The sequence below is a fragment of the Flaviaestuariibacter amylovorans genome (genome assembly GCF_039541815.1).
GTDB lineage: Bacteria > Bacteroidota > Bacteroidia > Chitinophagales > Chitinophagaceae > Flavisolibacter > Flavisolibacter amylovorans.
Window position 1 is genome coordinate 327,322 of record NZ_BAABGY010000009.1, and the last position, 23,436, is coordinate 350,757.

Genomic DNA, 23,436 nt, shown 5'->3' on the forward strand with positions numbered 1-23,436 from the left:
AAGTATTCCGCGTTTTCTGCGTATTCCGCGTGCCATTTACTCAACGCGACGAAGTTTCAAATTGGTGACGGGGGCGACAATCAGCGGGAACTTTTCTACCGTTACGTTGCTCACGTCGAGGCCGAAGCCGCGCTCCTCGGAGAGGCTCGCCTCTTTGAGCCAGAAGTGGAACTTCATGATGAGGCGCTCGAAGATGGGCAGCTCGTTGTCCTGGCTCAGGTATTTTTCCATCACGATGAACTGGAAGTCGCCCACTACCTTGCTGCGCTCGAGGCTCTCGTAGCGGCTCGTGATGTTCACCTCCCGGTTGGCCACGAGGTCTTCCACCACCTTGCGGAACATGAGGTTGATGCGCGGCTCCACCCGGAAGCCGAGGCGGAACTCGACGCGGATGATGTCGTTGGGAATGATATGGTCCACCTTGTACTCCATCGTATAGGGGTCGTCGAGCGTATCCACGTGCACGAACCAGTAGATGTCGGCGCGCTTCGGCTTGCGGTTGAGGATGGAGTACACGATCTTATGCTCGATCTCGCGCGGGTTGTCGGCCGAGGTGAGGTACACGAGGTGGGTCGAGAACTTGGGTACCGTGCGGTCGTTGCTCAGCTCCTGGATCTTGGGGATGTAGTGGTCGAGGCGTACGAATTCGATGTAGCGGTTCTTGATCTTGCGGGCCTTGAACCAGTCGAACATGATGAAGAACAGGAAGCCGCCCACGATGAGGGCCACGAAGCCGCCGTGCGGGAACTTCTCGGCATTGGCGAACAGGAAGCCGAACTCGATGGTGAGGTATACCGCCAGGTAGAGGTAGATAAAGGCCGGCTTCACGCGCCGGAGCACGAGGAAGTTGGCGAAGAGGATCGAGGTGGCGATCATGCAGAGGGTAATGGCGAGGCCGTAGGCCGCTTCCATGGCCGCTGCTTTACGGAAGTAGAGCTCGATGCCCACGCAGCCGATGAACAGCATCAGGTTGACGCCGCCGATATACACCTGCCCGCGCTCTTCGGTGGGGTACTTCATCTGGAGCTTCGGCCAGAGGTTGAGGCGCATGGCCTCCGAGATGAGCGTATAGGAGCCGGAGATGAGGGCCTGCGAGGCGATGATGGCCGCGGCCGTGGCGATGGTGATACCGAAGTAGAGGAACCACTCGGGCATCAGCTGGTAGAAGGGGTTGAAGCCCGATTCGATGAGCTCCGGCGTCACCTTGGTGCCGAGGTTGGTGACCCAGCCGTATTGTACCTCCCCGTTCACCACCACTTCCTTGCCGGCGCGGTGCAGGATTTCCTTGTGCTGCCCGGCGAGGAGCCAGGCGCCCTGCCCGAGGTAGTTGAGGATGAGGCAAGTCTTGACGAAGATCCAGGAGTAGCGGATGTTCCACTTGCCGCAATGGCCCAGGTCGGAATAGAGGGCCTCGGCCCCGGTGGTGCAGAGGAACACGCCGCCGAGGATATAGAAGCCGCGGGGCTCCTCGATCAGCAGCCTGATGCCGTACCAGGGGTTGAAGGCGCGCACGATGCTGACGTCGTCGAACAGGTGGTAGATGCCGAACGTGGCGAGCATCAGGAACCAGACGGTCATCACCGGTCCGAAGAAGCGGCCGATGAAGGCCGCGCCGAACTGCTGGATGAAAAAGAGGACCGAGAAGATGCCCAGCACGATGTACACGATGGTCCACTGGCTGATGTTGTGCAGGGCCGGCACCTGCTTGAGCCCCTCGATGGCGGAGGTGACCGTTACCGGCGGGGTGATCATGCCGTCGGCCAGGAGCGCCGCGCCGCCGATCATGGCCGGGACCACGAGCCAGCGCTTGCGCCGCCGCACGAGGGCGAAGAGCGAGAAGATGCCGCCTTCGCCCCGGTTGTCGGCCCGCAGGGTCAGGATCACATACTTGATCGTGGTCTGCAGCGTTAGTGTCCAGATGATGAGGGAGAGGGAGCCTACGATCAGGTCTTCGGTGATGGTGCGGCCGGAGGTGATGGCGTTGAGCACGTAAAGCGGGGAGGTACCGATGTCGCCATAAATGATCCCCAGGGCGATGAGCAGACCCCCAAGGGTCGCCTTGCTGTTATGGTGTGAAGGCATTGTTCAGAACGATTAAGCGGATCGCTTTAAGTAGGTAAAGGTAGCGGAATGCGTTATACACTCGTTAAAAAACGGGCGCCGCACCGGCCGGGCCACCCCGGGGCATTTTTTAGCGTCTCCATAGGGGCGGAAGCCCTAATTTTAAAACGTAAAATCTTTTCATGCACGTGACGCGTTTCTTTCTATTTCTGCTTGCTACCCTGCTGACCCTGGGCGCCGGGGCCCAGAAGATCGTTTATTCCGAGGCCGACCGCGACGACAGCCGGCGTACCACCTTCGAGGTCATCGGCAAGGTTGGGGGCAACTTCCTAGTCTATAAGAACAACCGCAACCGCAGCACCGTGACGGTGTTCGACAACGATATGAAGCAGATCGCCAAGGAGCCGCAGGCTTACCTGCCCGAAGACCGGCTGCTGAATATCGACTTCTTCCCTTACACCGACTTCTCCTGGGTGATCTACGAATACCAGAAGAAGAACGTGGTGTACTGCGCCGCCGTGAAGATCGACGGGATGGGCAAGGCGCAGGGCGAGCCGCTGTCGCTCGATACCACCCATATCGGCTTCAACGGGAGCAACAAGATCTACTCGGTGGTGTCGTCCGACGACAAGAACCAGCTGATGGTCTTCAAGATCAACTCCCGCAACAAGTCGCGCTACGTGCTCACCACGATGCTGCTCAACAAGGCCCTCGCCCTGCAGAAGCGCAGCACCATGACCATCGACATGACGGAGCGCGACGACCACCTCGGCCAGTTCCGCCTCGACAACGACGGCGACCTCGTGTTCGTACGCTACACCCGCGTCAACAACGACAACCTGTCGAAGGCGGCGCTGCTGTACAAGGCGGCCGCGGCCGACACGCTCGAGGTGGTGAACGTGGAGCTCGGCACCAACTTCCTCGACGAGATCCACATCAAGACCGACAACCCCAACAAGCGCATCTTCCTCACCTCTTTCTACTACAAGCAGCGCCGCGGCAACATCGAGGGCTTCTTCTTTTATGTATGGGATAAGGTAAGCCGCACCGTGCGCCTGCAGAACGCCCTGCCGCTCGGCGAGGAGCTGCGCCGCGAGGCCCGCGGCGACGCCGGCACCAAGAACGCGTTCAACGACTACTTCATCCGCAACATCGTGGTGAAGAAGGACGGCGGCTTCATCATCGGCTCGGAGGCCTATTACACCACCTCGCGCCTCAACAACTGGAACCGGTGGGACTACCTCTATGGCTCGCCCTACAACTCCATGTACGACTATTACTCGTATTCGCCCTACAGCTCCTGGTACTGGCGCAACCGCTTCAACTCCAACCAGGCCGTGCGCTACCATGCCGACAATATCACGATCCTTTCCTTCGACCCCACCGGCAAGCTGCAATGGAGCAACGTGGTGCACAAGTCGCAGTTCAACGACGAGTCCGACGACGGTCTTTCTTACCAGGTGATGAACACGGGCGGCGCGCTGCACTTCCTCTTCAATATGGACGAGAAGCGCGTAAACCTGCTCAACGACTACGTGCTGCAGCCCGACGGGGCCATGGCGCGCAACCCGACGCTCAAGAACCTAGACCGCAACTACGACTTCCTCCCGCGCTACGGCAAGCAGGTGAGCGCACGCCAGATGATCGTTCCGTGCTATTACCGCAACAATATTTGCTTTGCTAAAATCGAGTATAATGGCTAGTCTTGCGCTGTGTTAGCCCTGTTTAAACAAAAGGCGCCCGGCACGATCGCGATCCTGTTCATCACCGCGCTGCTGCTCAAGCTTCCGCTGTTCAGCAATCCGGCCCTGGTGCGCACGGCCACCGACGGCCCCTTATTCCGTTCCCTTGCTGCCTGGCTGCAGGCCGGCTCCCCGCTCTACGCCGGGATCCTGGCCTTTTTGGCCCAGTTTGTAGGCGCGGTGATGATCAACCACGTGGTGAACGAATACCGCATGACGACCCGGCAGACCTTCCTGCCCGCGCTTTCCTTCCTGCTCATCACGTCGCTCGTACCCGAATGGAGCCTCTTGTCGGCGCCCCTGCTCGCGTCGCTGCTGCTCCTGGGGGCGTTCAGCCTGTGCCTGCACCTGTATGCCGCCACGAAGGCCAACGGACGGATCTTCAACATCGGGCTGCTCACGGGCCTGGCTGCCTTTTTTTATTCGCCTTCGCTCTTCTTCGTAGCGCTGGCCCTTATCTGCCTCATGGTGCTGCGGCCCTTCCGCGTCAACGAGGTGCTGATGCTGCTGCTCGGCGTGCTCACGCCCACGTATTTCTATGCCGTGTACCTGTTCCTGACCGATGCCTTCAGCTGGAAGGCCCTCGTGCCCGTGCTCGACTTCTCGGTGATCGACCGGCGGGCAAGCTATACGCTGTTGGCGTCGATCGTGCTGCTGCTGACGCCCTTCCTGCTCGGCTCGTATTACGTGCAGGTGAACCTGCGCAAAATGCTGATCCAGGCGCGCAAGAACTGGAGCCTCCTCCTCTTTTACCTGCTGCTGGCCTTCGGGATGCCCTTCTTCAACAACGCCGGCCAGTACACCGGCTGGGTGCTGCTGGCTCCGCCGCTTGCCGCCTTCCATGCCTGCGCCTACCTCTACCCGCCGCGCCGCTGGTCGCCCCTGCTGCTGTTCTTTGTGATCCTGCTGTACATATTGGCGTTGCAGTACGGGATCGGGATGATCAAGAAATAAGGTTTAGGGGGTTCAGGAGGTTTAGAAGGTTGCGTGCGCCAGCCAACCCCCTAAACCCCCTAAACCCCCTAAACCTCCTAAACCTCCTAAACCGTTGTCCTCGCCTGTGGGAAAATTGTGTTTTCCGTAGGCCGCCCGCCCCTGGCGGCTGCCGTATCTTTGCGCTCTCAAACACCCTTCTATGAAATTCGGCGTTGTTGTTTTCCCGGGCTCCAATTGTGATCGCGATATGTACGATGCGCTCGTGCACGACCTCGGCCAGGAATGCGTAATGCTCTGGCACAAGGACAGCGACCTTTCGGCCTTCGGCCCCGAGGATTGCATCGTGCTGCCGGGCGGCTTTTCCTACGGCGACTACCTGCGCACCGGCGCCATCGCCCGCTTCAGCCCCATCATGGGCGCCGTTATGGAGCACGCGCAGAAGGGCGGCAAGGTCCTGGGCGTCTGCAACGGCTTCCAGATCCTCTGCGAGAGCCACCTCCTGCCGGGCGCCCTGCTCCGCAACACCAACCAGCAATACATCTGCAAGAACCTGTACATCCGGAACAGCGAAGGCGACAGGTTCCAGATCCCGATCGCCCACGGCGAGGGCCGCTACTATGCCGACGAGGCCACCCTCGACCGTCTCGAGGCGGCCGGCCAGGTGCTGTTCCGCTATTGCGACGCCGAAGGCAACGTGACGCCCGAAGCCAACCCCAACGGCTCTGCCCGTAACATCGCCGGTATCTGCAACGAGGGCCGCAACGTGTTCGGCATGATGCCGCACCCCGAGCGCGCCTGCTCCTTCGCCCTCGGCAACACCGACGGCCGCAAGATCTTCGCGGAGCTGTTCGCTTCGCTGGGAGAGCTTGTGTAAAAGGTTTTGGAGGGTTTGGGTGGCCGGAGGCGCCAACCCCGGAACGGAGACCGAACACCAAACAACCCTTGAGGCCCGGAAACCGTCTTTCCTTTTTAACATCCTGCAAGCAGGCGACATCCGAAATTTGAAGCTGAAATCATCCCGTATGAAAAAAATCTTCGCTACCCTTTCTTTCCTGGTGGTCCTCGCCATTGGTGCGGCGGCACAAAGCCCCGTATCCTGGTCGTTCTCGAGCAAGAAGATCGACGACAAGACCTACGAGCTGCACCTCACGGCCGCCATCCAGGGCGGCTGGCACCTCTACGCGCAGAAGCAGCCCGCCGACGCCATCGCCCAGCCCACCACGTTCGCTTTCAACAAGAGCCCCCTGCTCAACTTCGAAGGCAAGGTGAAGGAAAGCGGCAAGCTGGAGAAGTATACCGATAAGGTGCTCAACGTTTCCGCCAACCAGTACAGCAACCGCGTCGACTTCGTGCAGGTGGTGAAGCTGAAGGCGAAGGCCAAAACGGCCGTCACCGGCACGTTGGAATACCAGACCTGCAACGACGAGAAATGCCTCCCGCCGAAGTCGGTCCCGTTCACCATTGCGCTGAATTGATCGTGAACCCTGCGCCGTGAACCGTGAGCACCGTCACCGCTCACGCTTCACGCTTCGCGCCTCACGTTTTTATCCTTGCTTTGCGAACGGATCCGGTTGGATCCGTTTTTTGTAAAACCACCATATGGCCACCGTCCGCCGACTGCTCCTCAGCCTTTCGCTCTTTTTCACCGTCTGCTCACTCGCCGCACAGGATTCCGCCGTGTTCCGCTGGGAGGTAAGCGCCCGCCGCACCGGCGAGGGTGCCTACGAGCTGCAGTTCAAAACGGCCGGCGCGTCCGGCTGGGAGCTTTATGCCGCGGGGCAGGACCTCTTGGGAGTGCTCACCACCGAGCTGAAGCTCAACGACTCCAGCATCCGGGTCGGCAGCTGGTCGGCCGGCAGCGGCGTGGCCCCCACCAAAAGCGCCATCTTCGAAGGCCTCACCGTTGGCCTGCAGCGTGGCCCCGCCACCTGGACCGTGCCGGTCACCTTCGGAAGCCCGGCGCCGGCATTCCTCAAGGGCACCTTATTATATACCTATGGAAAAGGGGAGGAGCTCTACCCCGGTACGGCCCTGCCGTTCTCGGTGGCACTGGAGGGTGGGGTCTCCAAAACTTCCGATGCAACCATCCTGCGACCGGCAATCGATATCCGGAACCCGGTGGCCCCCTGCGGCGACGAGAGCACCGAAGACCAGAGTATCTGGAGCATCTTCTTCATCGGCCTTGGAGCCGGACTGCTGGCCCTGCTTTTTCCCTGCATCTTCCCGCTGATCCCGCTCACCGTTTCCTTCTTCACGAAGCGGGCGCCGACGCGCCGCCGCGGGGTGCGCAACGCCTTCTTCTACGGCTTTTCGATCTTCGCCATCTATACCGCGCTGAGCCTGCCCTTCCACCTGTTCCAGCTGCGGCCGGAGGTGCTCAACAACATCTCCACCAACGTGCCGCTCAACCTAGCCTTCTTCCTCGTGTTCGTGATCTTCGCCATTTCCTTCTTCGGGGTGTTCGAGATCACGCTGCCGAGCGGCCTCGCCAACAAGGTGGATTCGAAGTCGGGCGCGGGCGATATCTGGGGCATCTTCTTCATGGCGCTCACGCTTACCATCGTTTCCTTCTCCTGCACCTCCGGCATCCTGGGCGCGCTCATCGCCGGGTCGCTCAGCGGGTCCAACGCGGCCTGGCAGCTCACCGCCGGTATGGCGGGCTTCGGCCTCGGGCTCGGGCTGCCCTTCGTGCTCTTCGCCCTCTTCCCGGGCTGGCTGCAGTCGATGCCGCGCAGCGGCGGCTGGATGACCGAGCTCAAGGTGGTCTTCGGCTTTATCGAGCTCGCCATGGCCATCAAGTTCCTTTCCAATGCCGACCTCGTGAAAGACTGGGGCATACTGCCGCGGGAAGTGTTCCTCGGCCTGTGGATCGTGATCGGGATCTGCACGGTAGCCTACCTGCTGGGAGCCCTCCGTAAAGGTCCGCGTCCGAAGATGGGGGCCGTGCGGGGGTTCTTCGTATTGATCTTCGCAGCCACCACGCTGTATATGATCCCCGGGCTGTTCAACGTGCGGTCGGCCGGCCTCACGCTGATCAGCGGGTTCCCGCCGCCGCTTACGTACAGTGTCTATAAGCCGCACGCAGCGCTCGCCGACGCCGTCAAGCCCCTGCACAACGACTATGAGGGCGCGCTCCGCCGGGCGCGGGCCGAAGGGAAGCCGGTGCTGATCGACTTTACCGGCAAGGCCTGCGTCAACTGCCGGAAGATGGAGGAGCGGGTATGGACCGACGAGCGCGTGTCCGGGTATATGAAAGACAGCTTTGTCGTGGTTTCGCTGTACGTCGACGACCGGAGCAAGCTCCCGGCCAATGAGCAACAGCAATACAAGTCGAGGCGTGGCGACCTGCGCGACATCATTACGGTAGGCGACAAGTGGGCCACGTTCCAGTCGGAGAACTTTTTCGCCGTGTCGCAACCCCAGTACGCAATCCTGTCGCCCGACGAGAAGGCGCTCACCCGTCCGAAGACCTATACCGAGGACGCGGCCGACTTCCGCGACTGGCTCGACTGCGGCCTGAACGCCTACCGATCGGCCGGGCCACGGTAAGGGTTTTTCTAAGTCGATCAGAAACGCAGGTCCCCGGACCTGCGTTTCTTATGGGTGCCGACCCGGAAAAAGCTGCCTTGACCGGGTAATTAACCGCGTTCGACTGCAGGGGCGCTAAGGTTTACCCTTAGAATTGCCGCGTTCGTCTATGAAAAAACCCTTACTGTCGGAATGTTAAAGGAATCCCTGCCTGGCCCTATTACTTTTGACTGGTCAAACGCAATCACCCAAGTTCTTTAAAAGACCAGCACTTCGAAAAAAAGAATACACGTAAGAAATCTAAAAGAAAACCTTTTACGTACTTAAGTGGATTTACCTAGTTTCGCAGTCCAATACGGAAAGCCGCCTTTTAAAAACTGCTTCAACGCAAAAAACCAAACAAAATGAAAATCGTCCGTCTCCTGACCCTCGCCCTCTCCGCTGCTTTCCTCATGACCAGCTGCGCCAAAACCGACATCCGTAATCAGGAAGCTGCCGCTGACGCTCCCCAGAGCCGCGCCATCTTCGACCAGACCTCCGGTACCTGGCAGAACGTAAGCGCTTACGCTGTAGCGCTCGAAAGCAAGGTGGACAATGGTAACGGCACCTGGACCTGGACCTGGAGCATCCGCAACACCAACCCGGGCAATGGCAATAACGGCACGATCCAGAACCTGAGCCACTGGAACATGACCCTCGGCTCCTGCGTCAACTTCGCCGACATCGTGAGCGCCTCCACCAGCTACAACGGCATCAGCTACAACTCCTTCCAGCCCACCCTCGCTGTGGACCCGAGCCAGAACTGCGTGGTTACCCCCGTCCTGAAATTCAATGTAAGCACCAGCGGATCGACCAAGACCTACTGCCGCCTGGTAGTAAAGGCTGACTATGGCGTAGACAACGGCGCTGTAGGCTTCTACAAGAGCGGTGCCCGCACCGGCTGCGGCCCCCTCTGGTTCCAGGGCATGGGTTGCCTCGGTGGCTTCGACAACTAATATTCTTTGTTAGGCAATGAGAAAAAGGCTTCACGCAGGTGAAGCCTTTTGTTTTTTTCGGGCCGGCCGCTTCAGGAATGCTGTTGGGCGGAGGGGAGGAACACTTCGATGGTGGTACCCCGGTTGCCGAGCCTGCGTACTTCTTTATGTCCGCCCCGGGCAAAGATGAGGTCCTTAACGAGGGCAAGCTCTACCGGGAAAGGCTTGCCGCTGAGGTGCTCGAGGCCGAGGGTGAGGGTGTCGGGCAAAAAGCGCTGCAGTGCATCCACCAGGTTCTGCTCCGGCAGGTTTACGAGAAACTCCACACCGCCGTTGCGGGGCTGCGCGGCGAAGCTGATGGGAGTGCGGGAGGCAGCGCCCAGCAGGGCGCCGAGGAGGGTACACAAAATGAACCGGACGAGTGCCGGGTCTTCGTGCAGGGTGAGGTCGGCCGGAATGAACGGGCTTACCTGGTTGCCGCTGGCCCGCACCAGGGGGGCCAGCTCCTCGAACAGCTCGCCCATCAGGGCGGGGATCCGCACCGGCTCCGCCGGCCCCGTGCGGCCGCTGCGCACGGCATCCAGGAAGGAGAGTGCTTCGTTGAACCGGCTCACCTGGGCCCGGTGCTCGCGGGCGCGGGCGCCGATTTCCATCAGCTCCTTCTTGGTAAAGCGTCCGCTCACGAGCGCGTCCATCCCGTTGTCGAAGAAAGAGGCGAGGTTCTCGTTCTGCAGGTGGGAGAGGTGGGCGAGGCGGCTCCAGTGGCCGGAGCGGGTTCTTGCTTCCGACTCCAGGAGCGCTACCTGCCGGGTGAGGCGCTCGGTCTGGCGGCGTTGCTCGCGCAGCTGGATGAGGTTCGTGGCCTGGCGCGCCAGCTTTCCCAGGATGGAGGCTTCCTTCCAGCTGAGTTCGCGGGGCTGCGTATCGATGATGCACAGTGTTCCGAGCTTGTGCCCGTCGGGGGAGTGGATGAGGGCCCCGGCATAAAAGCGGATATTGGGCTCGCCGGTGACGTAAGGATTCGCGGCAAAGCGCGCATCGCTGGCCGCATCGGCCACTACGAAGATATCGTCTTGCAGCAGGGCCTTGTCGCAAAACGCCACGGAGCGCTCGGTTTCGGTGAGGTCCATGCCCACAGCGGCCTTGAACCACTGCCGGTCTTCGTCGATCAGCGTCAGCAGGGAGATGGGCGCGCGGCAAAGGTCGGAGGCGAGCGTAACCAGGTCGTTGAACTCGGCTTCTGCGCCGGAGTCCAGCAGGTCAAGGCGCCTGAGTGCGTCGATCCGTTCCTGTTCTTTTGGTGAGACAGTCATTTCCGGAAAGTTACTTCATTTCAATATTCAGGTATTTGCTCTTATTCCCGCAATGCGTTCCCGGTGCTCAGGAGAGGCAGTGCCGATACTTGTGGATAATCCATCCCGGCATTTCGTTAAATAAGTGTTTTCAGGTATTTTAAAGGAGAGAATACGGATTTTAACCGACAAATTACTGGTTTCGTCTAAACCGGATTCCCCAAATGGGAGGGGTAAATAACTTTGTGCTAAGTAAATAATCTTAGTCAAAAAATGTTTACCGCCCCAAAACCACGAGCCGCGTTCTTTCGTAGATACGCCCTGCGCCAAAACGTATCCCTCCCCCACCTCCTCCGACACATGAACCACCTCTATATGCACCAGCTGCTTTCCGCCCTCCGTCCTGCGAAGGCCCTCACGCTCGTACTGCTGCTTTCTCTTGCCGGCCTTTCGGCGTTTGCGGAAGGCACCCCGCAGGTAATGCCCAACTCCGCAAACGGGGTGGGCCTTTATGTGAACCCGAGCCTATCGGCAGGTCCCTACCGCAACGCCAACTCGGAAAACCGGATCCGCTTCCTCATCAACGACCACACCGCCGAAAATTTCTATTTCGGCGTCCGGTTCTATAACCGGGCGGCCACACCTGCCGAGGTGCCGGTCTATTTCCGGATCCTCAACTCAGCAGGCGTAGCCGTAGCCGGCCCGACCCAGCTGTCGACAGCCCCCGGCTCCGCCGGCCGTATCGAGACCTATGCCCAGGCGGTAGCCGGACCCAACTACGGGTCGTTCACCGGGGGCTATACCCCGCGCACCTTCGACCCGACGGTGAACGGAGAGTACTCGATCGAATTCTACGAGAGTAACGACGCGGGCGCTTCGGCCCTTGCGTCGCAAGCCAACTTCTCCATCTTCTTCGACCTTACCGTAGGCAACGCCACGCAGCGCCTCCTCGGCCGCGTGCACTCGCAGGCCTGGAGCCTTATCACCTACAGCTACAACGCCAGCAACCTGCCCGTTCCCGACCTGAACGTGCCCATGCAATCGACCTTTTATGGCTATACCGACGACCAGACCGTTTCGAAGGTGACGTTCAACGACGGCTTTAAGCCGCTCGCTGCCGTTATCGCCATGAACCGCTACGGCGCCGTATACAGCGCCTCGGCCACCGAATGGTATGCCGGCCGCCGCTCCCAGAATACCGGCGCCACCGCCCCCACGTTCGCTAATGGGTACAAGCTCTTCCTGACCGTTCCCTCAAACGTGTACCCCCGCTCCGCGGCGCCCTCGACGCCTACGGTCAACAGCATCACCGGCTGCCCCGGCGCCTATACCATCAACTACACGATCTCCGCTACCGGCGACGTAGCCGTACTCCTCGACCTCAACGGCACCGACGGCTACCAGCACGGCACTTCCGACCGCATCCTGAACGATACCTCCCGCACCGCCGGCACCGGGTCCATTGCCTGGGACGGCAGGGACGGTCTTGGCAACTTGGTCTCGGCCGCCTCCGCCGAGGTGACCTTTTACCTCCGCCGCGGACGTACCAACCTTCCCATCTTCGACGCCGAGCAGAACGTGAACGGCTTCTCCGTAACCGGTCATGAGCCGGTAGTATATACCCCCCGCCTCTTCTGGAACGATACCATCCTGGTGTCGGTCGGCAACTGCTCGATCAACAACGGCACCGAGAACAATACTTCGAACACCACCGGCAAAGGGGTGGACAGCTCCGTTAACGGCATGGCGCAGGTGAACCTCGCGTCTTATGGCTTTGTGGGCCGCGGCTGGAACGGCTCCGGCAACACCGGCCAGGTGCCCTCGCCTGCCAACGGCCTTGGCACCGCTACGTCCAACAACACGCTTTGCGACGACTACGGCAATATCCGTACGCTCAATACCTGGTGGTGGGCCAACGAAACGAGCTCGGGCGAGAGCAGCTACGCCCTGCCCGATTGCCGCTACATCGCCGGTACCGTATTCAACGACGTGAACGCCGGCACCATCGGTGGCACGGCCATCAGCACGGCCTCCGGCACGCAGCTGTATGTATATATCGTGAACACCGTAGGGAACACCGTGGTGGCCAAGCAGACGCTCACCAACGGCTCCTTTGCCTTCGGCGCCCAGGACGGTGTGAACACGACCACCTCCACCTACCGCCTCGTGCTCAGCACCGTTAATGTGAACGTTGGCGCCGCCACGCCTGCCTCGACCCTGCCCACCGGCTGGGTGAGCACCGGCGAAGGCCTACGCAACAGCAGCGGCGACGGCACCGGCAACGGCGTGTACACCATCGGCAGCGCCATCTCGAACTATACGTATTTCGACTTCGGTATCGAGGCCCTGCCCACCCCGACGGCCCTGACCACCGCGGCTTCTCAGTCGAACCCCGGCGGCACCAACACCGTAACGATCCCCGCAGCCACTTTCTCCGGCACCGATGCCGTAGATGTGAGCGGCGGACAGATCTCCTATATCCATGTCACTACCTTCCCGACTAATACCACGACGATCAACTTCGCCAGCGCCGCCACTACGGTGAACGGTGCCCCGGGCGCCCTCTCGTACAACTCCGGCAACTTCCCCGCCGGCGGCGTTTTCGTGGCCACGAACACCGTGGGCAACCCCACGAGCGCCATCACCGTAGACCCGGTGAACGGTGGCGTGAATGTCGACATCACTTATAAGGTGGTCGACCAGGCCCTGCAGTCGAGCACCGGCACCGGCATCGCCCGCCAGCCCCTCACCGACATCACGATCTCGGGCAGCGTCTACAACGACCCGGCGGCGGGCACCATCAACGGCACGCTGATCTCCAGCGCCGGCGGTCCCCTGTTCGTAAACCTCGTGAACACGGCCACCAACACGGTGGTCAGCTCCAAGCCGGTAACGGGCGGCACCTACTCCTTCAGCACGGCCGATAACCTGCAGAACAACGTAGCTACCTACCAGCTCGTGCTCGCCGGCTCGGCCACGGCTACCACGGGCACCCTGCCCTCCCCCCAGTGGGTGAATACGGCGGAAGGCCTCACCGGCACCACCGGCGACGGCACCGCCAACGGCGCCTATAGCTTCGGCGCCAACGTAACCGCCAATACCGTGGTCGACTTCGGCCTCGACGCTCTCCCGGTGCCCACGGCACTGACGACGGCTACGAGCCAGACGAACCCCGGCGGTACCAACAGCGTAACGGTTCCTGCCGCTACCTTCAGCGGTACGGACGCCGATGCGGCCAACGGCGGTACCCTCAGCTACCTCCGCGTGACCGCGCTGCCCACCAACGCTACTTCCATCACGCTCACCGGCTCCACCACCATCGGCGGCCCGGTGACGACCTCCACCTATAACTCCGGCAACTTCCCGGCGGGCGGCGTGTACGTAGCCGTGAACACGGCCGGCAACCCGACCACCGCCGTACTCGTTGACCCGCTCAACGGCGCGGTGAACGTCGACATCTCTTACCGCCTTATCGACAACGCCGGCAAGGAAAGCACTACCTCGGGTGTCGCCCGCCAGCCCCTGGCCGAACTGCAGATCTCGGGCAGCGTCTATAACGACCCCGACGGCGGCATCATCAACGGTACGCTCCGCAACAACGCCGGCGGTCCCCTTTTCGTCAACCTCGTGAGCGGCGGCTCCATAGTGGCCTCCAAGCCCGTGAGCGCAGCCGGTACCTATAGCTTCACGACGGGCGACGGCCTCCAGGGCAACGTGGCCACCTACTCGCTGGTGCTGACCAGGGATGCCGTCACCGCAACGTCCATTCTTCCTTCCGCTGCGTTTACCTATACGGCTGAAGGCGTTGCGGGCACCACGGGCGACGGTACCGCCAACGGCGTGTACACGTTCGGCGCCAATGTGACCAACAATGCCGCCATCGACTTCGGTATCGACGCCCTTCCGACCGTGACCGCGCTCAATACCGCTACCTCCCAGGTGAACCCGGGCGGCACGACTGCGGTAACGGTTCCGGCCACGACCTTCAGCGGCGCCGACGCCGGCGACCTCTCCGGCGGCCAGGTGAGCTTCATCCGCATCACGGCCTTCCCCGCCAACGCCACCACGGTGAGCTTCGCTTCGGCGGCCACCACACTCGGCGGCGTTGCCGGCCCCCTCAGCTACAACTCCGGTAACTTCCCGGCTGGTGGCGTATATGTAGCCACCAACTCCTCGGGCAACCCGCTCACCGCCATCACCGTAGACCCGGTGAACGGCGCCGTGAACGTGGACTTCACCTATGCCACGATCGACAATGCCGGCAAGCAGAGCGCCGCTACGGGTACCGCCCGCCAGCCGCTCACCGACCTCACGATCTCCGGTACGGTGTACAACGACGCCAACGCCGGCATCATCAACGGCTCGCCGATCTCCAACGCAGGTGGCCCGCTCTATGTAAACGTGATCAACACGGATAACAACACGGTGGTAGCCAGCCAGCTGCTCACCAACGGCACGTTCTCCTTCGGCACCGCCAACGGCCTGCAGAGCAACGTGACCACCTATGGCGTGGTGCTGACCACTTCGGCGACATCCACCACGGCGGCCCTGCCGAACCCGAATACGTATGTGAATACGGCAGAAGGTGTATCCGGTACCACCGGCGACGCCAACGCCAACGGGCGCTATCTCTTCGGCGGCGCGCTGACCTCCGGTGCCGTGATTGACTTCGGCATCGACGCCCTGCCGACACCGGCGCCCCTCACCACGGCCACGAGCCAGGTGAACCCCGGCGGCACCGCTACGGTAACGATCCCCGCCACCACGTTCTCCGCGACCGACAACGTCGATATCAGCGGCGGCCAGGTGAATTATATCCATATCATTTCCTTCCCGACCAATACCACGACGGTGTTCTTCGCCAACGCCGCCACTTCGGTGAACGGCACCTACGGCGCCCTCTCGTACACTTCCGCTACCTTCCCGGCCGGTGGTGTGTATGTGGCCACCAACACCGTGGGTAACCCCACGAGCGCCATCTCGGTTGACCCCCTGAACGGCGCCGTGAATGTGGACTTCACCTACAACGCGATCGATAACGCCGGTGCGGAAAGCAGCACCAGCGGCATCGCCCGTCAGCCCCTCACGGACCTCACGATCTCCGGCTCGGTATACGACGACGTGAACGGCGGCACCATCAACGGCGACCTCATCTCGAACGCCGGCGGACAGCTGTACGTGAACCTCGTGAACACGGCAAACAACACAGTGGTGGCTTCCAAGGCCGTCACCAACGGAACCTTCTCGTTCTCCACGGCCGATGGCCTCCAGAACAACGTAGGTACCTATAACGTGGTGCTCGCCGCTTCGGCTTCCGCGACCACGGCTTCCCTGCCCACGACGGGCTGGGTGAACATGGCGGAGGGCATTACGCCTGCCGGCGACGGCGCTGCCAACGGCACCTATACCTTCGGCGCCAATGTAACGACCTCCCAGGTGGTCAACTTCGCCATCGAGGCGCTGCCGGTTCCGGCTACGCTGACCACCGCCGCGCCCCAGGTGAACCCCGGCGGCACCAACACGGTGACGATCCCCGCCGCTACCTTCTCCGCTACCGACAACGGTGATATCAGCGGCGGCGCGGTGAGCTATATCCATATCACGGCCTTCCCGACCAATACCACGACCGTGAACTTCGCCAGCGCCGCCACTTCGGTGAACGGCACCTATGGCGCCCTCTCGTACAACTCCGGCAACTTCCCGGCAGGCGGCGTGTATGTGGCCACCAACACCGTGGGTAACCCCACGAGCGCCATCACGGTAGACCCGGTGAACGGCGCGGTGAACGTAGACTTCACGTATACGGCCATCGACAACAGCGGCAAGGAAAGCGTTGCCAGCGGCATCGCCCGCCAGCCGCTGACCGACCTCACGATCTCCGGGACGCTCTTCAACGACGCCAACGGCACCAAGGACGGCCTCATCAACGGCACCGCTACCGGCAACCCCGGCGGCACGCTGCACTACGCCAACCTCGTGAACACCGCTACCAACCAGGTAGTGGCTTCCCAGGCCCTCCCCATCGCGGGCGGCAGCACCGGCACCTTCTCCTTTGGCTCGGCCAACGGCGTAGAGTCCGGCACCTCCTATGCAGTAGTGATTGCTACGACAAATACGGCTACCACCGGCTCCGTTACGACGGGTTGGGTGAATACGGCCGAAGACCTCAGCGGTAACGCCGGCGACGGAACGGCTAACGGTATTTATACGGTAGGCGCCATTACGATGCCTGTTGTTGTGAACTTCGGCGTCAATGCCCTGCCCACGGTAACGAGCACCACTATCACGGCACAGGCCAACCCCGGTGGCAACACCCCGGTGACCGTGCCCGCGGCCTCCTTCGCCTCCGCCGACGCGGACGCCAACGGCGGCATCGCCTACGTGCGCCTCACGGGCTTCCCGACCAATGCCAACAGCATCACGGTCATTGGCTCGCTGACCGCCGGCGGTCCCGTCATCACGGCCACCTACAACTCGGGTAACTTCCCCGGTAGCTTCTATCTCGCAACCAACAACAGTGGTAACCTGCTGCCCGTCGATGCCCTCAAGATCGACCCGGCCGATGGCGCGGTGTCGGCCGTGTTCCCGTACTCGGTGATCGACATCGCCGGCTATGAGAGCGCCACGACCGCGAACACGACGGTACCCTTCATCACGGGTGCCATCTCCGGAACCGTGTACAACGACTTCAATGCACTTGCCGATAACCTCATCAACGGTACCGGTACCAACCTGGCCGGCCAGCTGTACGTGAATGCCCTCAACGGCTCCAACGTAGTAGTGGCAACCGCCGTGGTGGCTGCCGACGGCACCTATGTGATCACCGGCCTCGGCAACGGTACCTATACCCTGCAGCTGAGCAACGTACAGGGCACGGTAACCGCAGCTGCCCCCGCTACCACCCTTCCCTCGGGTTGGGCCTACGTAGGAGAGGGTACGGCAGCAGCCGGCGACGGCACGCCCAACGGCCTGCAATCGGTGACCCTCACCTCCAACGGCGTGGCCGGTGCCAACTTCGGCATCGACGGTAAGCCGGTAGCCAACAGCCTGGTTGCCGCAACGCTGGTGAACCCGGGCGGCACCAACCTCGTAACCATCCCCGCCGCTACCTTCAGCGGCTCGGACATCGACGCCGCCGCAGGGGGCGAGATTGAGTACGTGCGCATCACGGCCTTCCCCACCAATGCCACCACCATCACCGTGACGGGCTCGCTTTCGCCCGGTGGCCTCGTAACGACCACGAGCTATGACGTGAATACCTTCCCCGGCAGCATCTACATTGCCACCAACGACGACGGCTCCCTCGCCAACGCCAACGCCTTCCGCGTAGACCCGGTGAACGGTGCGGTAACCGTGGTGGTGTCGTTCAAGGTGATCGACAATGCCGGCCAGGAAAGCAATAACACCGCTACGGCTTCGCAGCCGCTCAGCGACCTCCTGATCTCCGGCAACGTTTATAACGACGTGAATGCCGGCATCATCAACGGCACGCTCATCTCCAATGCCAACGGACAGCTCTTTGTGAACCTCGTGGATACCACTGCCAACACGGTAGTAGCCAGCAAGCTGCTCACCGACGGCACCTTCGCCTTCGGCACGGCCAACGGCGTACAGAACAACGTGGGCTCCTACAAGCTGGTACTCGCTGCTACGGCGATCGCCACAACACCTGCCCTGCCGAACGCCGGCTGGGTAAATACTGCCGAAGGCATCTCCGGTACTTCCGGCGACGGCGCGGTGAACGGCGCCTACAGCTTCGGTGCAGTGGTGACGACGTCGCAGACGATCGACTTCGGCATCGACGCACTGCCCACGGCGGTAACGGCTGTGGCTGCGTCCCAGACCAACCCCGGCGGCACCAACAACGTGACGATCCCGGCCACGGCCTTCTCCGGCACTGACGCCGACGCGGCCAACGGCGGCATCCTGTCCTACGTGCTGCTTACCGGTTTCCCCACGAATGCCACCTCCATCACCGTTACCGGCGCCACCAGCATCGGCGGCACGGTGACCACGACGACCTATACTTCCGGTACCTTCCCCACGGATGGTATCTATATCGCTACGGCTGCCAACGGCAACCTTTCCGCCGCCAATGCGGTGCAGGTTGACCCGGTGAACGGCGCCGTGACCGTGGTGCTTCCCTATGCCGTGATCGACAACGCCGGCAAGCGGAGCGCCAACACAGCCACGGTATCGCAGCCCCTCACCGAGCTGACGCTCTCCGGTAACGTCTACAACGACGCCAACGGCGGCAACATCGACGGCAACCTGATCTCGAACGCCGGTGGCCAGCTCTACGTGAACCTCGTGAACACCGCCAACAACAGTGTGGTGGCCAGCAAGACGCTCACCAACGGCACCTTCACCTTTACGACGGCCGATGGCCTGGAGGCGGATGTGACGACCTACCACCTGGTGCTCGCCGACGAAGCTACCGCTACGGTACCCGCCCTCCCGGCGCCGAACGCCTGGGCCAACACGGCCGAAGGCATTTCCGGAACGGCCGGCGACGGCATCGTGAACGGCCGCTACGTATTCGGCGGCGCCGTAACCAGCGGCACCGTGATCGACTTCGGCATCGACGCCCTCCCGGTACCCGCCATCATCACCACGGCGACCACCCAGGTGAACCCGGGCGGTACTACTACGGTGACGATCCCCGCTACGACGTTCTCCGCTGCGGACAATGGCGACATCGCCGGCGGCCAGGTGAACTATATCCGCATCCTTTCCTTCCCGACGAACGCTACGACGATCAGCTTCGCCAACGCCGCCACCTCGGTGAACGGCACTTACGGCGCGCTGTCGTACAACTCCGGTAACTTCCCGGCAGGTGGTGTGTACGTGGCCACCAACACCGTGGGCAACCCCACGGGCGCCATCACGGTTGACCCCGTAAACGGCGCCGTGAACGTGGACATCGTCTACCACGCCATCGACAACGCCGGCAAGGAAAGCACCACCACCGGTACGGCCCGCCAGCCCCTGAGCGACCTGCTGCTCACCGGTAATGTATACGACGACGTGAACGGCGGCCTCATCGACGGGATCCGTATCTCCAACGCCAACGGGCAACTGTTTGTGAACCTGGTAGACACGGCCCTCAACCTCGTGATCGCCAGCAAGGAGCTCACCGACGGTACCTTCTCCTTCGGCACGGGCAACGGCCTCCGCAGCGATGTGGCTACCTACAAGCTCGTACTGACCAATACCGCCATCGCCACCACGGCTGGCCTGCCCTCGCCCCTGTGGGTGAATACGGCAGAAGGCCTGTCGGGCACCAACGGCGACGGCAGCGTCAACGGTGGCTATGCTACCGGCATCATTGCCGCCAACACAACGGTCGATTTCGGTATCGATGCCCGCCCCATCGCGGTGCCCGTAACCGTGGCCACCCCCAAGGTGAACCCCGGTGGCAACATCTTCATCCCGATCGCCAACAACCTGCCGCTTGCTTCCGACCCGATCGATATCGCCGGTGGCCAGGTGACGTATCTCCGCGTGCTCTCCCTCCCGGTGAACGCCACGGCGGTAACGGTGAACTCGTCGACCACACTCGGCGGTCCGCTGGCCGTCACCACGTATACCTCGGGCAACTTCCCGGCCGGTGGTATCTATGTGGCCACCAACGCAACCGGCTCCACGCTCGACTCCTTCTATATCGATCCTGTTGACGGTGCCGATACGGTACGCATCCAGTTCCGCGCCATCGACCAGGCCGGTGTGGAAAGCGGCAACATCGGTGTCGGCAAGATCCCGATCAGCGAGCTCACGATCTCCGGTAATGTCTACAACGACGTGAACGGCAATACCGACGGCATCATCAACGGCGCGCTCATTTCCAACGCGGGCGGTCCGCTGTATGTAAACCTGGTGGACGGTAACACGAACACCGTGGTGAGCAGCAAGCCCGTAGCCGGCGGCGCCTTCTCCTTCAGCACGGCCGACGGCCTGCGCAGCGACGTAACGGATTACCGCCTCGTGCTTGCCGACGACCCCGGCGCTACCGCCCCGGCCCTGCCCAACGCAACGGCCTGGCTCAACACCGGCGAAGGCCTCGGTACCAGCGCCGACGGTCTGCCCAACGGCCGCTACACGTTCAGCACCGTGGTAACAAGCCCGGTAACGGTGAGCTTCGGTATCGACGCCCGCCCCGTACCTGCCCCCCTGACCGTAGCCCCCAGCCAGCAGAACCCCGGCGGCACGGCTATGATCACCATCCTCGCTACGATGTTCGTTGCCAACGACAACGTCGACATCAGCGGCGGCGAGGTGCGCTACATTCATATCAAGTCGTTCCCGACCCACACTACCACGGTGAACTTCGCCTCGGCGGCCACCACGGTTGACGGTACCTACGGAGCGCTCTCGTACACGGCAGCCACCTTCCCGGCCGGCGGCGTGTTCCTCGCTACCAATGCCACGGGCAACCCGGCAGGCGCCATCACGGTGGATCCCACCGGCGGCGCAGGCAACATCGACTTTACTTTCTCTGCCATCGACCAGGCCGGCGCGGAGAGCGTTACCACCGGTATCGCCCGCCAGACCCTGACCGATATCACGATCACGGGTACGGTATACGACGACGCTACGGCCGGCATCATCGACGGTACGCCTACGGGCAGTGCCGGTGGCCAGCTCTACGTCAACCTCGTGAACACGGCCAACAACAGCGTGATCGCGACCAAGACCATCAGCAACGGCACCTTCTCCTTCGGCACCGCCGACGGTATCCTGGAAGGGGTGACGACCTACGCCCTCGTGCTCACCAACGCTGCCAACAGCAGCACGGCCACGCTGCCCTCCACGGGCTGGGTGTATACCGCGGAAGGCCTCACCGGCACGAACGGCGACGGCACCCGCAACGGCACCTTCGCCTTCGGCGGCGCCCTCGCAGCTACCCAGGTCATCGACTTCGGTGTGGACGCCCTGCCAATCCCGGCCGACAATACCGCCGCTACCCAGGTGAACCCCGGTGGTACGACGCTGGTGACGGTTCCGGCCACGGCCTTCAGCGCCACGGACCCGGACCTCGCCGGTGGCCAGGTGAACTATGTGCACATCACGGCCTTCCCGACGAATGCTACCTCGGTAACGATCACGAGCGCCCTCAACCCGGGCGATCCCGAGACGACCGCCAGCTACAACGCCGGTAACTTCCCCGCAGGTGGTATCTATATCGCTACGGCCGCCAACGGTAACCTCGCCAACGCTACGGCGGTGCAGGTGGACCCGATCGACGGCGCAGTAACGGTAGACTTTACCTACACGGCGGTCGACAACGCCGGCGAGGAAGGCATCGAAAGCGCTACGGCCAGCCAGCCCTTCAGCACCCTGCTGATCACGGGTACGCTGTTCAACGACTTCAACGGCCTTACCGACGGCGCCATCAACGGCATCGCCGCAGTGGGCACGGGTCTCTACGTGAACGTGCTCAACGCATCGAACGCCATCGTGGCCAGCACCCAGATCGGCGCCGACGGCACCTACTCGATCGGCGGCCTCAACCCCGGCGACTACACGCTGGTGCTGACCTCCGACCCGGCTTCGACCACCGCCTCCGTGAACGCAGGCTGGGTCATCACCGGCGAGGGCGTGAATACGAGCGCTGATGGCACGGTGAACGGCCGCCAGCTCGTTAGCCTCGTGGCGACCAACCTGTCGGGTCTCAACTTCGCGGTGAACTCCCTGCCGGTTGCCGACCTGAAGACCTACGTGGTGAACCCGAACACATCGAACGCAGTAGATACCGCTACCGTGGTGAGCACGGCCAACAACGCCAATAGCTACCTCTGGAACGTGGTGCTGTCCGGTACCGCCGATAACGGCAACACGCCCGGCGCCCTCACCGGCTCCGACGCCAACGGCAACAACGGTACTGCGCTCACGCTCGGTGCCAACGTCAACGGTGTCAGCGTCGTGATCGACCCGGCTTCGTACAGCGGCACCCGCAATGGCGCTGCCTACGCGAACGCGCTGATGCTCGAATACAACGGCATCCAGCTGCAGCCCGGTGGCTGCCAGGGTGGCAACGCCGGCAACCCCGGCTGCGCCCTCTACAACAGCACCTCCGGCAAGTGGGAGATCCCGGCCTATGACCTCGCCGGACTCAAGCTGCTGATCCGCAACGGCACTACGACCATTGCCTTCGACTATGCCTGGAAAGACGCGGCCGGCTTCACGGGAAGCACCAACAGCTACGCGGTGGCCTTCACGCAGTCGCTCCCGGTACGCCTCCTCACCTTCACGGCCGACAAGCGTGGCAACACCGCCGCCCTCCGCTGGACCGCGGAGAACGAGGTGAACTTCGAAGGCTACGAAGTAGAGCGCAGCACCGACGGACGCACCTTCAGCCGCATCGGCACGGTAGCCGGCACCAACGCCACCACGGTTGCTACGTATAACTACAACGACGACCTGAGCGGCATCACGGCGAACCGCGTGTACTACCGCCTCAAGCAGGTGGACGTAGGCGGTGCCTTCTCCTACAGCCCCATCGTTTCGATCGGCCTCAACAACACGGCGGCCGACGTTACGGAAGTGCGCCTCATGAAAAACCCCGTCCGCAGCACCCAGGTACGCCTGCAGGTGAAGACGACGATCGCGGGTACGGCACGCTTCCTGGTCATCGACAACGGCGGCCGCATCGTGCTCAGCCGCCAGGAGCGCCTCTCGAGCGGCACTACGGCCCTGAGCCTCGAGTTGCCCGGCTTCCTCGCCAACGGTACCTATACCGTAGTGACGGAGATCGGCGGCGCGACCTACCCCAACAAGGTGTTGCTCGACAAGTAATTCTCTCTGGTTGGATTAGAATAGAGGCGCCCCGGTAACGGGGCGCCTTTTTTATTCAGCGGGGTTGAGATTATTCAGCGTGTGGTTAGCCAGCCGTGCAAGCACGGC

At 62.2% G+C, this 23,436-nt stretch carries 9 protein-coding genes; 7 read left to right on the forward strand and 2 right to left on the reverse strand.

What is annotated here, in order from left to right; genetic code table 11:
* Positions 1 to 36: 36 nt before the first annotated feature.
* Positions 37 to 2,082 carry a KUP/HAK/KT family potassium transporter gene (locus ABD937_RS16760; protein WP_345256940.1) on the reverse strand — a complete coding sequence of 682 codons (2,046 nt, stop codon included), beginning with the start codon at positions 2,080 to 2,082 and terminating at the stop codon, positions 37 to 39.
* Positions 2,083 to 2,243: 161 nt separating this feature from the next.
* Between ABD937_RS16760 and ABD937_RS16765 the strand changes: the two genes are divergently transcribed.
* From ABD937_RS16765 to ABD937_RS16790, 6 genes are all read left to right on the forward strand, one after another.
* Positions 2,244 to 3,764, forward strand: a complete 1,521-nt coding sequence (locus tag ABD937_RS16765) for a hypothetical protein (RefSeq protein ID WP_345256941.1) — start codon at positions 2,244 to 2,246, stop codon at positions 3,762 to 3,764.
* A 9-nt stretch (positions 3,765 to 3,773) separates the two neighbouring features.
* The gene (locus tag ABD937_RS16770) at positions 3,774 to 4,757 is read left to right on the forward strand and encodes a DUF6427 family protein (protein ID WP_345256942.1); all 984 of its coding nucleotides are present in this window, start codon (positions 3,774 to 3,776) and stop codon (positions 4,755 to 4,757) included.
* A gap of 181 nt (positions 4,758 to 4,938) precedes the next feature.
* A complete protein-coding gene (purQ, locus tag ABD937_RS16775; RefSeq protein ID WP_345256944.1) occupies positions 4,939 to 5,613 on the forward strand; it encodes a phosphoribosylformylglycinamidine synthase subunit PurQ in 675 nt (224 codons plus the stop codon).
* A 148-nt stretch (positions 5,614 to 5,761) separates the two neighbouring features.
* On the forward strand, positions 5,762 to 6,214 hold the full coding sequence (locus ABD937_RS16780; protein ID WP_345256945.1) for a protein-disulfide reductase DsbD domain-containing protein: 453 nt from the start codon (positions 5,762 to 5,764) through the stop codon (positions 6,212 to 6,214).
* Between the two features lie 124 nt (positions 6,215 to 6,338).
* Positions 6,339 to 8,288 carry a protein-disulfide reductase DsbD family protein gene (locus ABD937_RS16785; RefSeq protein ID WP_345256946.1) on the forward strand — a complete coding sequence of 650 codons (1,950 nt, stop codon included), beginning with the start codon at positions 6,339 to 6,341 and terminating at the stop codon, positions 8,286 to 8,288.
* Positions 8,289 to 8,671: 383 nt separating this feature from the next.
* The gene (locus ABD937_RS16790; protein WP_345256947.1) at positions 8,672 to 9,262 is read left to right on the forward strand and encodes a hypothetical protein; all 591 of its coding nucleotides are present in this window, start codon (positions 8,672 to 8,674) and stop codon (positions 9,260 to 9,262) included.
* Positions 9,263 to 9,333: 71 nt separating this feature from the next.
* Here the strand turns inward: ABD937_RS16790 and ABD937_RS16795 are convergent, their stop codons facing one another.
* On the reverse strand, positions 9,334 to 10,554 hold the full coding sequence (locus ABD937_RS16795) for a GAF domain-containing protein (RefSeq protein WP_345256948.1): 1,221 nt from the start codon (positions 10,552 to 10,554) through the stop codon (positions 9,334 to 9,336).
* Between the two features lie 339 nt (positions 10,555 to 10,893).
* Here ABD937_RS16795 and ABD937_RS16800 point away from each other — a divergent pair, with 339 nt between their 5' ends.
* A complete protein-coding gene (locus ABD937_RS16800) occupies positions 10,894 to 23,328 on the forward strand; it encodes a beta strand repeat-containing protein (protein WP_345256949.1) in 12,435 nt (4,144 codons plus the stop codon).
* Positions 23,329 to 23,436 lie beyond the last annotated feature (108 nt).